The organism is Paenibacillus sp. EB106-06-01-XG199 (assembly GCF_058791575.1).
This window is the reverse complement of record NZ_JBYTDQ010000007.1, coordinates 193,195-207,973: the sequence shown is the minus strand read 5'-3', so window position 1 is coordinate 207,973 and position 14,779 is coordinate 193,195. Positions and strand designations below refer to the sequence as shown.

Annotated in this window: 10 protein-coding genes; 8 read left to right on the top strand and 2 right to left on the bottom strand. The window is 51.6% G+C overall.

The genetic code is table 11. From position 1 onward, the window contains the following. From AC3WT9_RS24185 to AC3WT9_RS24150, 8 genes are all read left to right on the top strand, one after another. On the top strand, positions 1 to 3,228 hold the full coding sequence (locus AC3WT9_RS24185) for a cellobiose phosphorylase (protein ID WP_341377133.1): 3,228 nt from the start codon (positions 1 to 3) through the stop codon (positions 3,226 to 3,228). Between the two features lie 198 nt (positions 3,229 to 3,426). Continuing rightward, positions 3,427 to 4,416: an ABC transporter permease gene (locus AC3WT9_RS24180; protein ID WP_341089467.1), complete on the top strand. Its 990-nt coding sequence runs from the start codon at positions 3,427 to 3,429 to the stop codon at positions 4,414 to 4,416. Between the two features lie 18 nt (positions 4,417 to 4,434). Beyond that, entirely contained in the window at positions 4,435 to 5,325 is an 891-nt protein-coding gene (locus AC3WT9_RS24175; RefSeq protein ID WP_341089469.1) for a carbohydrate ABC transporter permease, read from the top strand. A 114-nt stretch (positions 5,326 to 5,439) separates the two neighbouring features. Further along, positions 5,440 to 7,128 carry a type 2 periplasmic-binding domain-containing protein gene (locus tag AC3WT9_RS24170; protein ID WP_341089470.1) on the top strand — a complete coding sequence of 563 codons (1,689 nt, stop codon included), beginning with the start codon at positions 5,440 to 5,442 and terminating at the stop codon, positions 7,126 to 7,128. 88 nt (positions 7,129 to 7,216) lie between these two features. Further along, positions 7,217 to 9,121: a cache domain-containing sensor histidine kinase gene (locus AC3WT9_RS24165; RefSeq protein ID WP_341377135.1), complete on the top strand. Its 1,905-nt coding sequence runs from the start codon at positions 7,217 to 7,219 to the stop codon at positions 9,119 to 9,121. Beyond that, complete coding sequence (locus AC3WT9_RS24160; protein WP_341377136.1) at positions 9,118 to 10,704, top strand: response regulator; 1,587 nt, start codon at positions 9,118 to 9,120, stop codon at positions 10,702 to 10,704. Before AC3WT9_RS24165 ends, AC3WT9_RS24160 begins: the two co-directional genes overlap by 4 nt. Positions 10,705 to 10,727: 23 nt before the next feature. Beyond that, entirely contained in the window at positions 10,728 to 11,534 is an 807-nt protein-coding gene (locus tag AC3WT9_RS24155; protein WP_492407985.1) for an AAC(3) family N-acetyltransferase, read from the top strand. 56 nt (positions 11,535 to 11,590) lie between these two features. Next, on the top strand, positions 11,591 to 12,229 hold the full coding sequence (locus AC3WT9_RS24150; protein ID WP_341089473.1) for a histidine phosphatase family protein: 639 nt from the start codon (positions 11,591 to 11,593) through the stop codon (positions 12,227 to 12,229). A 120-nt stretch (positions 12,230 to 12,349) separates the two neighbouring features. Here the strand turns inward: AC3WT9_RS24150 and AC3WT9_RS24145 are convergent, their stop codons facing one another. Both AC3WT9_RS24145 and AC3WT9_RS24140 read right to left on the bottom strand, forming a co-directional pair. After that, the gene (locus AC3WT9_RS24145) at positions 12,350 to 13,624 is read right to left on the bottom strand and encodes an MFS transporter (RefSeq protein WP_341377138.1); all 1,275 of its coding nucleotides are present in this window, start codon (positions 13,622 to 13,624) and stop codon (positions 12,350 to 12,352) included. Between the two features lie 56 nt (positions 13,625 to 13,680). Continuing rightward, positions 13,681 to 14,583: an ArsR/SmtB family transcription factor gene (locus tag AC3WT9_RS24140; protein ID WP_341377139.1), complete on the bottom strand. Its 903-nt coding sequence runs from the start codon at positions 14,581 to 14,583 to the stop codon at positions 13,681 to 13,683. Between the last annotated feature and the right edge of the window lie 196 nt (positions 14,584 to 14,779).

Here is a 14,779-nt window from a genome sequence, read left to right as displayed (position 1 = left end):
ATGAGCAAATCTTATTTTGATGCAGGCAAATTTATTATGGAGCAATTTCACGAGAGTAAGCCGTTTGCCAGCTTTTTGCCCGGGCTCGCCGGGCTCAAGGGAATTCCGATGTGGACCTTCTATGTCAACCGGGGCCAAGGGGTCTGCAGCTTCGGGGTACGGGATAAAAACTCGCCGATCATGGAATTTTCTCCGGCGAATATTTCTTATAAAAATGTAGCGTCTTCCGGCTTCCGCACCTTCATCAAGCTGGGCAATACGCCGGAAATCTATGAGCCGTTCCAGTCGGCACGTCCTGATCCAGCAGCCAAACGGACCATGACCATCCTGCCGAACGGGCTAACCATTGAGGAAGCTCATGCCGGGCATGGATTGAAGACGACCGTACACTACTTTAACCTGCCAAATGATGATTACGCCGCGCTTATCCGGCGGGTGGAAATCGAAAATACAGGCACTGAGAAGCTGGAGTTTGAGCTGCTGGACGGGTTGCCGGAGGTTCTGCCTTACGGTGTGGAGAACAGCGGCTACAAGGAAATGGGCAACCTGCTGCGCAGTTGGATGGATGTATACAACCTGGAGAATGGCATTCCATTCTACAAGCTGCGCTCCAGCACGAATGATGATGCGGAAATCAGTGAAATCAATAACGGCCATTTCTATCTTTCCTTCACAGCTGAGGGGGAAATGCTGGCACCGATTGTAGATTTCGAGCTTGTGTTTGGCGGAAACACCTCGCTTGCCTACCCGGACGGCTTCGCCGGACAGCCGCTTGCAGTGCTGCTGGAACAGCCGCAATATCCGGTGAACAAGGTGCCTTGCGGCTTCAGCGGTACAGCACGTACGCTTGCTCCCGGCGGCAAGCTGACGCTGAATACGATCATCGGGCATGTCAACGAGATCGGGAAGATCAATCAGAAATCGGCGGAGATCTGCCGCGAGGAGTATATTACAGCCAAGGCGCAGGAGGCGGCCAGCCTGACCGAGGAGCTGACGGCGGATATCGCCACCCGTACCTCCTCAGCAGTGTTCGATGCCTACTGCCGGCAGTCCTATCTTGACAACTTTCTGCGCGGCGGCTATCCGTTTATCTTTGACAACGGGGAAGACGGCTTTGTCGTACATCTATACTCGCGCAAGCACGGCGATATGGAGCGGGATTATAACTTCTTCTCTCTGGCACCGGAATATTATTCCCAGGGCAACGGGAATTTCCGCGATATGAACCAGAACCGGCGCAACGATGTATTTTTCCATCCGCAGGTCGGCAGCTTCAACATCAAGATGTTCTACAGCCTGATTCAGGCGGACGGCTATAACCCGCTCAGTGTGCAGGGAACCAGCTTTGAAGTGCTGCCGGAGAATGCGGAGAAGCTGAACGGCTGGATTGCCGAAGCTGCAGCCGATCACCGGGAGGAACTCGTGAAGCTGTGCGCAGGCCGCTTCACACCGGGCCGCCTGATCAATTACATCGCCGACCACAACGTTACGCTGAAGGTAGACGAACAGCAATTTCTCAGCGGTGTGCTTGCCCTGGCGCAGCAGAATATAGAGGCTGCCTTTGGCGAAGGCTTCTGGTCCGACCATTGGACGTACAATCTTGATCTGGTCGAAGGTTATCTGGATGTATTCCCGGATCAACAGCAGGAGCTTCTGTTCGGGGATGAATCCTACACGTTCTATGACAGTCCGGCCTATGTGCTTCCGCGCAGCGAGAAATATGTGCTGAGCGGCGGGAAGGTCCGGCAGTACGGTTCACTGCTGGAGGACGAGGAGAAGCTGCACAGACTGCAGCGCAAAGCCGGAGATACCCAGTGGCTGCGCACGGAAGGCGGGTTCGGGGAGATTTACCGCACAAATCTGTTCGTGAAGATGATCTCGCTTGCCTTGAACAAATTTGCGACCCTTGATCCGTATGGTATGGGTGTGGAAATGGAGGGCAACAAACCAGGCTGGAATGATGCTATGAACGGGCTGCCCGGATTATTTGGTTCAGGGATGAGTGAGACGTTCGAGCTGAAACGGATGATCCTCTTCTTACTGGAGGCGCTGGAGAACGGGGGGGACGGCACCGAAGCTGTAGCGCTTCCGGTGGAGATGGCGCGGCTGCTGGAGCGGGTGCATCAAGCCGTGACGGTTATGCTTGCCGGCGGGACCAGCCAATTTGGCTACTGGGATACTGTGGCTTCGGCGCGTGAAGCTTACCGGGAGAGCATCCGGTTCGGAATTGCCGGTGAATTGGCCGAGGTCCCACTTACCGTCATCCGTGAGGTGCTTGGCAAATTCTTGCTCAAAATTAATGAAGGCATTGATAGAGCCGTAGAAATGGGCGGCGGGCTTGCTCCAACTTATTTCCGGTTCGAGGCCGTGCGCTTTCAGCCGGTGACGGATGAGGCGGGTAAACCGGTAATCAGCGGCTACGGCCTGCCGAAGGCTGTGGTGGAAGAGTTCGAAGCCTATGTCCTGCCGTATTTCCTGGAGGGGCCAACCCGCTGGCTCAAAACGCTGGAAAGCCCGGAGCAGGCCAAGGACATCTATACCAGAGTGAAAAATACCGGTCTATACGATCCAGTCACTTCGATGTACCGGACGTCGGTCTCGCTGGAGCAGGAGTCGAACGATATCGGGCGGATACGGGCGTTTACTCCGGGCTGGCAGGAGCGGGAGTCTAATTTCCTGCATATGTCCTATAAATATTTGCTGGAGCTGCTGAAATCGGGGCTGTACGAGGAGTTCTTCAGTGAAATGAAGACTTCGCTGATTCCGTTCCTCGATCCGGCTGTATACGGGCGCAGCACCCTGGAGAATTCCTCGTTCATTGCTACGGGCGGGAATCCGGACCCGGGCACTCACGGCCGGGGATTTGTAGCCAGACTCAGCGGTTCCACCGCAGAGTTCCTGAGCATGTGGAGAACGATGATGGCCGGAAGCCGTGTGTTCACAGTAGAGGATGGTGAGTTGACGCTGGCGCTTGCACCGGCACTGCCGGGCTGGCTGTTCGATGAACAGGGCAATCTGTCGTTCACCTTCCTGGGGGGCACGGAGGTCACCTATTACAACCCTAAACGGGCCGATACCTTTGGAGCAGAGCGGGCGGTGATCCAGAACCTTACGCTGGTCTACCGTGACGGGACCGTTACCCCGATTTCGGGAGCGCTGCTGCGCGGTGCGGAAGCTGAAGCCCTGCGCCGGGGAGAGATTGTGGCGATCCGTGCAGTTATGGGTTAAAGAGACTGAGCAAATGAGGAAGGCTGAAAAGGCCTTTCTCTTTTTGTGTGAAATATCTTAAATTCCGTCCTTATCCGAAAAATGAGCCCCTAAATATGAAAATTGCGGCCTTTCGGGGAACGCGGAATACAATTACAATAAATACATAGAGCTGTAAGCGCTTTAAATATAGATAGATTGGTTTTGGAGGTCCATATCATGGAGAACAAAAGAGGCGACGGAATAAATCCGGCGAAACGGCCGCTGATTCCTGCGGCAATCGAAACCGGTTTTGGTAACAGAAGGCCACTCTGGAGGAGATTTCTGGCCCAGCGCCATCTGCAGACAATGGCATTGCTCGGCGTGGTCTGGATGATCATTTTCAACTATATTCCAATGTACAGCATCATCATCGCTTTCAAGGAGTTTAATATCGTCAAGTCGATTTCCGAGGCCCCCTGGGTAGGTCTTACCCACTTTAGGGAGTTTCTGGCGGATGATAATTTTGGGAATGTCATGAAAAACACCCTGGGGATCAGTTTAATCAAGCTGTTTGTCGGTTTTCCTTTGCCGATCATATTCGCGCTTTTTCTGAATGAAGTCCGTTCGATCCGGTATAAGAAAACCATTCAGACGATTTCCTACCTGCCGCATTTTCTTTCCTGGGTAGTGCTCGGCGGGATTCTCGCCACATGGCTGGCGGATGTCGGGATCATCAATCATATCTTGATGGGGCTTCACTTAATCGACCAGCCCATTACTTTCTTGGCTGAGCCCAAGTATTTCTGGACCGTCATTATCTCTTCCGATATTTGGAAAGAGCTTGGCTGGTCAGCTATCATCTATCTGGCAGCGATCGCCGGTGTATCTCCCGAGATGTATGAAGCAGCAACGATTGACGGAGCCGGAAGGTTCCAGAAGATGTGGTATGTTACTTTGCCATCGATCAAATCGACGATCAGCATCCTGTTTATTCTTGCGGTCGGCGGTGTGATGAACTCCAACTTTGACCAGATCCTGGTCCTGCGCAATTCGCTTAATGACAGCAGAAGTAATGTAATTGATTATTATGTTTACCAGACCGGCCTGCTTTCGGCGCGTTTCTCTTATTCTGCTGCCATCGGGCTGTTCAAATCAGTTATCGCTCTCATTCTACTGCTGATTGCCAATCGAGTAACCAAAAAAATCAACGACACATCGTTGTTTTAGGCCAAGGAGGACCTGCACATGTTTGCACTGAAACGCAAAACAAAGGGCGAAGTCATCTTCGATCTAGCCAACAATGTCTTCATGTTATGTATATGTTTCATTACCCTATATCCTATCTGGTACGTGCTGATCAACGCCTTTAACGATGGCAAAGACGCCATGCTGGGCAATATTTACTGGTGGCCGCGCATGTTCACCTTTAAGAACTTCGAGGCGGTATTCGCAAGCCCCGGCATCATGCGGGCCATGTGGATTACCGTTGCTAAGACCGTAATCGGTGTTGTCGCCCATGTATTCTTTACAGCCATGGTAGCATACGCGCTTTCCCGCAAGGATCTGATCGGAGGCAAAATTTATATTCTGATGGGTACAGTAACTCTCTTCTTTGCGGGGGGGCTCATTCCAAGCTATCTGCTCATGCGGGATCTGCATCTGCTAGAGAACTTCTGGGTTTATATTATTCCAGTGTTGTTCAGCTTCTATGATCTAATCATCCTGATGACCTTCTTCAGGGAAATTCCAGACGGATTAGAAGAGGCGGCCCGGATTGACGGGGCCAATGACTGGTCGATCTTCCTGCGGATTGTACTGCCGGTGTCGATGCCCGTTCTTGCTACGATTGCACTATTCCATGGTGTGTATCAATGGAATGACTATTTTACAGGGATGATCTATATCAACAATGAAAATATGCAGCCCATTCAGACCTATTTGTACCGTGTGGTGGCCCAGTCCAGTTCAAACCAGATGATGGTTGCCGTTCAGGGCAGCGCCCTTACCAAAACGGTAACGTCACAGTCGATTAAATTAGCTACCATGGTGGTCACTACACTTCCAATTGTGTTTGTATACCCGTTCCTGCAGCGTTATTTTGTCAAGGGAATGATGATTGGCTCGATCAAGGGCTAAAAGTGACCTGTAAAACAAAGCTTCGGCACACCAAGGTAACTCCTCCAGTCGTTTCGCAACGGTTCTGGGGTTATAGCTTATAATTACACATTCTCAGAAAAGGGGTAATAAAGCATGGGAATCAAACGTAAGCCAAAGAAAATGGTGCTTCTGCTGTTGACATTAATTATGTCACTTTCAACAGCAGCCTGTTCCAGCGGCAATGGTGACAAGAATAACGAGGGTAAGGCTAATAACGGAAAAGCGGCGAATGCGTCAGCAACAGCAGAGGCGACCAAAGCACCCGTATCTGCGGATGAACCCGGATGGAAGTCCGATACTTCTCCGATTACCTTTGACTGGTATCTAAATTTCGCCTGGTTCCCTAATAAATGGGGTGTAGACCCAACCTCCCAATATATTACCAAAAAAACCGGTGTAGATATTAACTTCATCGTTCCTGCAGGTAATGAAAATGAAAAACTGAATACCCTTATGGCTTCCGGTAAGCTGCCCGACTTCATCACGCTGGGCTGGTACGAAGATGCTGTTAAGAAAATGATCGAAGGCGAGCTTGTGCTTCCGCTTAATAAGCTGGCTGATGAATATGACCCTTATTTCTACAAAGTATCCGATCCAGACAAGTTAGGCTGGTATACGCAAGCGGATGGTAATGTTTACGGCTATCCTAATGCTTCCTCTTCTCCAGCCGACTACGAGAAATATGGCGATAAATATGTATCCAACCAAACCTTCGTTGTCCGCAAGGATATGTATGAAGCTATCGGCAGCCCGGACATGCGCACACCGGAAGGATTCCTGAACGCACTGAAGGCTGCAAAAGAGAAATTCCCTGATATCAATGGACAACCGATGATTCCGCTGGGTCTGCATGAGTTTACCGCAACCGGTAACGATTCGTTGGAGCAATACATTCAGAACTTCCTGGCGATCCCAAGAGAAAAAGACGGCAAGCTGTACAACCGCGAGACAGATCCAGAATATATCAGATGGATGAAGACACTTCGCCAAGCTAATCAGGACGGACTGCTGGCCAAGGATATCTTTATCGACAAACGTCCGCAAATGGAAGAAAAAATTGCTCAAGGCCGTTATTTCGCAATGCTGTATCAACGTACCGACTTTGCAACACAGCTTGGCACCCTGTATCAGCAAGATCCGAATAAAATCTATATCGCTGTAGACGGACCGGCTAACACGAACCTGGATGCGCCTACGCTGAACGGGCCTGCTATTTCCGGCTGGACAGTAACCCTTATCTCCAAAGATGTGAAGGATAAAGCCCGTGCCATTAAGTTCCTCAGCTACCTGAACAGTGAAGAAGGCAATAAAGATCTTTACTTAGGGGAAAAAGGTGTGAGCTATGATACCATTGATGGCAAAGATCAATTCAAACCCGAAGTATTTGAACTGATGAATAAAGACCGTTCGGCATTCGACAAGAAATACGGCTCCTCCTTTACCTTCTGGATGCTGATGAATAACAATATCGCAGATCAATGGGCACCTAAATCGGTAGAGCCTTTCAAACAGCTTGAAGACTGGACCCGGGGAAAAACACACAGTATCTCCGAGTTTGACCAGATTGATCCATTGGCCAACTCTCCAGAAGGGATTATATTAGCCAAAGTTAAAGAGCTGCGCAGCAAAACACTGCCGAAGCTGCTAATGGCTTCTTCGGACGGGGAATTCGACAAAATTTGGACAGAGTACATCGACAAACAAAAGGATCTGGGCCTTGAAAAGGTGCAGGCCTTCCAACAAACGAAATATGAAGAGAACAAGAAAAAACTCGGTATGTAAAAAAGAATAGTCCAAAACGCCCGCTGACCGCGGGCTTTTGGGCGTTTAAAATAAGTAGTCGTACTAACGGTGAGGTGAACGTTACAGCGTGAGACTGGGCAAGCGTACTGGAGCTATATGGGAATCTTTTTTTTATTGGTGGGGGCGGCGTTCACTGCAAAGCCGCTTAATCGCCGCATATATTTTTATTATTTTGGGCCCCTGTTTAATGGTGTCCTTTTATTCATATAAGGCCATCAATAATACTTACGTCAAGGATGCAGTCGACAAGAACAGCTATCTGCTGCAGATGGAGAAGCTGCATATCAATAATCAGATCGAAGTGATGGAACGTGCGGTTCAAATGGCCTATGAGGATAAGGAGGTAAAGGATTATCTGGCAAATACAGAAGAACCGGATCTGGTAGAGCTGGTAGACTTTAACACCAATGTCTTTAGGAATATTACACGTGTCCAATATAACAATCCGAACATCGAACACTTGCGCTTGTATTCAAATAGTAATGTTCATGAGATGTGGCCCATTATCTTCCGTGAAAGCCGTGTAGCCTCTGAGCCTTGGTACCAGAAAGCAGAAAAGCTGAAGGGGCAGTTTTCTTGGTCTTTTCTAAATAGTGACCGGGATCTGCTGGAGCGTTTTTACGGACAAAAACCAAAGCTTGTGCCAAAAGTATCGCTACTGCGTGAAATGAGCATCCCAGAGGATAACCATATCGGAATGGTGCAAGTTGATATGCTGCTGGAGCGGTTTACACCTAAGACTTATACAACTATACAGGATAGCCAATCTCAAATGTTTCTGGTCGATGGGGAAATGCAGCTGTTTACGCGGCCGGATCACTCTTTTCTGAAAGAGAACGGGAAGATGGCTGCAGCAATTACGGATCGTCTGCAATCGTATAATAAGACAGGGGATTGGGATATGCACTATACGGAGAACGGGAAGTCTTTTCTGCTTATAAACACTCCGCTGGACCGGATTAATGCGCACCTGCTCAATGTAGTCTCTATGGAAGGCGTCATGAAGGAGATTTCACATACACGGAATTTAATTATCGGCGTTAACATCGGTTTTATTATATTAGTGACCGTTATTGCTTACGTACTTAATGCATTTATTCTTAAGAACTTGCGCCGCTTGACTGAAACGATGAAAAAAGTGCGCAGAGGTGAGGCATACACGGGGATTACGATCCGGGGCGGCGGGGAAGTGGGCGAACTCGCGCATCATTTCTCAAAGCTGATGAATACGATCAATACTTTAGTTGCTCAGGCCGTACAAAAGCAAGCTCTATCCAAGGAGGCTGAGCTTCGTACATTACACAACCAGATCGATGCCCATTTTCTGTATAATACACTCGAAAATATCAAAATGCTGGCTGAAATGGAGAATCAGCGTACGATCTCCGATGCACTGACCTCACTCGGCGGTATGATGCGTTATAATTTCAAATGGTCTGGCGAGTATGTGAAGCTGCGTGATGAAGTCCGCCATATCGAAAATTACATTGAAGTGATGAATATCCGCTTCGAGTATCCTATTGTTTTGAAGCTTCGCATTGAAGCTCACTATTTAGAGCTGGAGGTGCTGAAGATGTCTTTGCAGCCTATAGTTGAGAACAGTGTTAAGCATGCCTGGACCGGAGATAAAGAGGAAATGAAGGAGAGAATCATCTGTATTGATATCTCGGAATCCGAAGGTGATATCTTTATAGCTGTCCATGATAATGGGATCGGGCTTACAGCGGAGCGGCAGGCCACTTTGAACGAGAGCGTGTACGCTGTCAAAGAAGAGCAGCCGGCCGCAAGCTTTAGCGGTACGGGAGCCAGTAATCCTAGAGCAAGCGGAATCGGGCTAAGGAATGTGCACCAGCGGCTGCAGCTGTTTTATGGCGGCGCTTACGGGCTGGAAGTGCAGAGTGAGCCAGGGAAATGGACTACGGTCTTCATGACGCTGCCTAAAGTTCTTTTGACGGGGGATAAACAACCATGATGAAACTGCTGATTGTAGATGATGAAAGAATGATCCGCCAGGGCCTGCAAGCGATGATCGAAAGGGAATATCCGTCGCAGTATAGTATTGTGCTGGCAGGTAATGGTACGGAGGCGCTGGAGCTGTTCAGGCAGGAACACAGAGACATTATTATTACGGATATCCGCATGCCGGTCATGGATGGCATTGCACTGCTGGAGCACTTGTCTGCGGAGGCAGCGCCGGGTGAAGACCCGGCTGTTATCATCCTGAGCGGCTATGATGATTTTGAATATGCCAAAAGTGCTATCCGCTACCGTGCCAAAGATTACTTGCTAAAGCCTATCCGCCGGGATGAGCTGTTCAGTATTCTGGAGCAAATCGTTCAGGAGAAGAAGGAGCGTGAGTCCGGCGTCCACAGACTGGAGCTGGAAACGGAGGGTTTCCGCAGGGAGCTGCGTTCGGCCCGTTTGAAGGGACTGCTGATGCCGCAGAGGGTGCAGCCATCGCCCGAACAGCAAGAGGAACTGGGCCGGTTGGAGCTGCCTTTTACAGTTGGTGTACTGAATTATTATTACAGTGACGGTGCGCGAATGAAGCCGGAGGAAGTGCAGGGGATGGCCGAACGGCTGGTCGGTCCGCTGGAACAGAAATTTATCGAGATTCTGAAGGATTGGGAGGGGAAGCTGGTGCTGGTCGGCAGCGGCAGGGAAGGTTTTCTGGAGCTGTCCCGGCAAGCCGGGGCCAGGGAGCCGAAGGGGCTGCTCATCGGTATAGGCAGCACAGGCCGCAGTCCGGAGGAATTCCAGACCTGCTACAAAGAGGCTTGCCGCGCGCTGCAGTATACCTTCCTGTCCCCGCAGGCAAGCTTCATGGATTATGCCGATATCCAGGCCAACCGGCTTAACTTTCCGTCACCGGACGAGGAGCTGCGCAAGCTGCTCAACATGCTGGGCACAGACCGTGAGAAGGAGATCAGGAGTCTTTTGGGCGTTATTTTTCAGATCGAGCATTTGCCGCAATTGGATTTGGCTTACCTGGAGAGTGTAGGCCGGAGTATGAATGAACGTGTGCTGGATGAGGTGTTCCGGGTACACGGAGAGGCCTCCGTAGAGGTGCTGAAGCTTTACCGTACGGTCGGTGATTTGTACAATTACCGCCATTTCCATGACTATTACCGTGCACTGGAGCATTTGCTCATCAGTATAAACGATTATATTATAGGCATTAGGACTGCTCATAGTGAGCATGCCGATATGGAAGAGGCACTGGCTTACATCGAGGAGCATTATTCCCGCCCGCTGAATATGGCGATGGTCAGCAATTACGTTTCGCTTAGCTACTCCTATTTCAGTGAAGCCTTTAAGGCTTATACCGGCGAGAGCTTTGTCGTATACTTGAAAAAGGTCCGTATCCGCCATGCAAAGAAACTATTGTCCGAAAACCGTGTCAAGCTGGCGGAGGTGTCTGAGGCTGTCGGGTTCGAGAACAGCAAGCAGTTTGCCCGCGTATTTAAAGAGCTGGAGGGCATCTCCCCGGGTGAATACCGGATGAAGCAGCTGGAGAGGCTGCCTTCCCGTGCAGATAACAAGGAATTCTATTAGCCTAGCTGTTTGGAGAGTGTAAAATGGAAGAAATACAAGGGGATTTGAATACGGTTGAGACGCTTGCATCAGATTTCCGGAAGCTGGGAGTAACCGAAGGCATGACTTTGCTGCTGCATTCGTCCTTTAAATCGCTGGGCCAGTGGGTAGCCGGTGGACCGGTGAGTGTTATACTCGCCCTGGAGCAGGTGCTGGGAGAGGAAGGGACGCTCGTGATGCCTACCCATTCCTCCGATCTGACCGATCCTGCCGGCTGGAGCAATCCTCCGGTGCCCAAGGAATGGTGGCAGAGTATCCGGGAGCAGATGCCGGCCTATGATCCGGACATGACGCTGCTGAGGGGAATGGGGATCATCCCCGACTGCTTCCGCAAGCAGAAGGGGGTTAGGCGCAGCAGCCATCCGATCCATTCTCTCGCCGCATGGGGGAAACACCGGGATGTGATTATTGACGGCCATGCGCTGGAATTTGGCTTGGGGGAGCATTCTCCCCTCGCCCGGATCTATGATCTGAAGGGAAGCGTGCTGCTGCTTGGGGTGGATCATGTTAACAATACCTCCCTTCATCTGGCCGAGCACCGGGCCAGCTATGCCGGGAAGCAGGAGGTCACCGCCGGAGCGCCAATGCTGGTGGACGGAGCCAGACAATGGGTTGAATTCAGAGATTTCAACTGGGATTCGGATGACTTCGCAGCGCTTGGCGAGGAATTTGGCCAAGATACGGGGCGGATTACATATGGTATGGTTGCCGCCTCTGCAGCACAGCTGATTCCGCAGCAGGAGATTGTTGATTATGCGGTGAAGTGGCTGGAGAAGAAGCGGAATCTCTGAATCCGCCGGAATGAATGAATTACGAACAATCTGAGCCAGGAAAAGGAGAAGCGAACATGGGGACGACAACAATATATCTCACGCGGCATGGACAGACGGAGTGGAATGTCCAGCAGCGGATGCAGGGACATCAGGATTCGCCGCTTACGCCGCTTGGCGTGCAGCAGGCGGAATGGTTGAACCGTGGATTAAACAAGGTACAGATTGATGCCGTCTACGCAAGCTCCAGTGAGCGGACCCTGCGGACGGCAGAGATTGTCTGCGGAGAACGGACGCTCCCGGTAATCGCTTGCGATGAATTCAAGGAGATCCGAATGGGCTTGTGGGAAGGCTGCGAGTCTGCGGACATTGAGCTTGCTCATCCGGAGCAGCATCATTATTTCTGGAAAGACCCGGAGAAATTCTCTGTAGAAGGCAGCGAGACATTCCGGGAAGTGCAGGAACGGGCACTGCGGAAGCTTCTGGAGATTGTGGACAAGCATGAAGGGCAGACCGTACTCATTGTTACGCATACTGTAGTGATTAAGGTGCTGATGGCCTATTTTGAAGGCAGGGCAATGAAGCAGCTATGGGATCTGCCATATATTTATCCGACCTGCCTGTGCAGAATTGATATTACGGACGGTGTGCCGGAAATTGTGCTGCATGGAGATACGAGCCATTATGAAACAAGCGAAGCCGGAATGGAATCCTAGCTGATTCGTGATTTGTGTTCCGGTAGATTATTAATTGAATAGAAGCGGCCAACAGGCGATGACCCGGGAATCTGGCATCGCCTGTTTCCGGTGGGCTGATCTGAGCATTTATTTGTTCCGTCACTGTTCGGCGATTGCGCTTTGCGCTACAAAGGTCCCGCCGCTCTGCCGGGTCTTAGCCTCAAGTGCAGACAGGTCGCCGTCCAGCGCCTTCAGGCCCGGGAGCAGCAGCGCCAGTCCGGCGCAAAGGAGAGGAAGCAGCCCGGCAGCCAGGAACAGTGCAGGCACGCCGTAAAGCTCGGCGACGGCTCCGCCTGCAAAAGCGCCAAAGGGCTGCAGGCTGCCGCCGATCAGGAAGCGGATCGAGTTGACCCGGCCCTGCAGGTTGCCGGGAACCAGCCGGCCATGCAGGGAGGAGCTTAACGAGCCGAAGAAGGGGCCGAGGATTCCGGCGGCGAACACGGCAGCGAGCGCAAACGGAAAGCTCGGAATCAGGCCCCAGAGCGCAGTGGAGAGCCCAATGGCTCCCAGGCTGCCCAGCATCACGAAACGTCTTCGTTTGATTTCACCCAGCAGGGATATTATGCCGAGTCCGGTTAAGGTTCCAAGTGCGGAAGCTGTTGTTAGTGTACCCATAGCCGCCGCGTCACGGTGGAGTACCTCGCGTACATAGGGAACCATCATGGTCCAGACGGCAACGGAGCTTAAGTTGCTGATGGAGGCCATCATCATAATGGTCAACATCGCCGGAAACTGCTTGTAGAAGGTGAAGCCTTCGGCAATCTCCCGTATATAAGCCGGTATGGAGAAGGTGCCGGAGCGCGGCGATGGCTTCGGCATCTTCGGCAGGCACAGCAGAGTGGCTATGGCAGCGGTATAACAAACCGCGTTGATGCCAAGCGCCGGCAGGGCACCGCTGGCGGCAGTCAATACACCGGCCAGCGCCGGGCCCAGCAAGGCAGCCGCCCCCTTGCAGCCGTCGATAATGGCGAAGGCGCGCACCAGCTTCCGGCTGTCGGTGACGCCGGGAATCACCGCCATGGCCGTCGGCATGAACAGCGCGGCGCAGGCCCCGCTGAGGCTGGCGGCGGCGAAGAGATGCCAGAGCTCCAGCTTCCCGGCCAGGCCCATGCCCAGCGGCAGCGCAATCGCCAGCAGGCGGATAGCCGCCAGGCAGGCCATGAAGCGCACGCGGTGCAGCCGGTCGGACAGCGGCGAGCCCAGCAGGCGCAGAAGCAGCTCCGGAATGCCGGAGCTGAGGGCCAGTGCCCCCATAGCCAGCTTGGAGCCGGTCAGCTCGTAGACCAGCCATTCCATGGCCAGCAGGCCAAAAGCATCCCCGAAGGCGCTCAAAGATATGGTGGACAGCAAACCATAATAGCTGCGTTTTTTCACAGGATGTACTCCCCTTTCAAGGCAAACCTTACTAAAGATCAGTTCCAATCGCTGCTTCAGCTCTCCAGGTAGGCCCCGATCTGATGAGGCAGATTGTCCAGTGCTTCAAGGCGCAGACTGTACGATACGCTTTTTCCGCTGGAGTGGACAATGACGAGACCTGCTGCGCGCAGAGCGATAAGATGATAATGAATCGTGCTTTTGGACAGGCCGACCTGCTTGACGATCTCGGTGAAGTTCAGCTGTTTGCCTGCAAGCAGACGGAGAATGTACAGCCGTGTCTCATCAGACAGCGCCCGGGTAAGCCGGAGCAGTGCGGGAGCCGGACGTCCTGCTTCCGGAGGAAGAACATCACAGGAGTAGCTGGTAAATACAAATTCATCGTACATAGCGGAAGTAATCAGAGGCCGGGGATGATATTGCGGAATAATAATCACCTGCTTCAGCTGCCCGGCAGGATACAGCCGCATGCCCTCGGTTGCTTGTTCGAAGACCTCCATGTCATTCTCACCGTTCAGCATCGCCCGTCTGGCTTCAGCCTCCCGGCTTAACCCTTCAAGGATTTCGGGATTGATTCCACTGAAGTAACCTGCATCCCAGGCACGCAGAATCTCAGAGGTGGAGTCCCGCAGCGCAGCAAGGTTGGACGGGACGGATTGTCCGAAGCGTCCGGCAATCTCAAACAGCTCACCCGCAGACAGATCCTCGAACCAGCGCAAAAAGCCGCTGACCGAACGGTCCCCCGGACAACTCCAAATATATGGTGCCAAACTGAAATCCTCGACAAGGGTAATAATCTCCCGCATTCTCTGGAGCTGCACCGGTGCAAATCTGGCCTGGACCTCACGGACCCAGAGCTTTCCTCCATCCATGGCATTATGATTCTGCTTCCAGAGAAAAGCGTTCAGGCTGGCGATACATTCATACATGGGCGCAAAGTCGACTTCTACTTTGTACATTGTTGGGGTTCCTCATTTCCTTCTGTAAATGTGTGTGCAGGATTTTTGTTCTATAAATATAGAACTATTTGTTTGTTTTATTATATACGAACTAAATAATAATTTCAATATAAAGGAAAAATAAAAAAGACGGTTCCGCAGGACGCCATTTGCGCCTTTGGAACCGCCTTTTTATGCTGCTGTAAAAGTTGTCTTA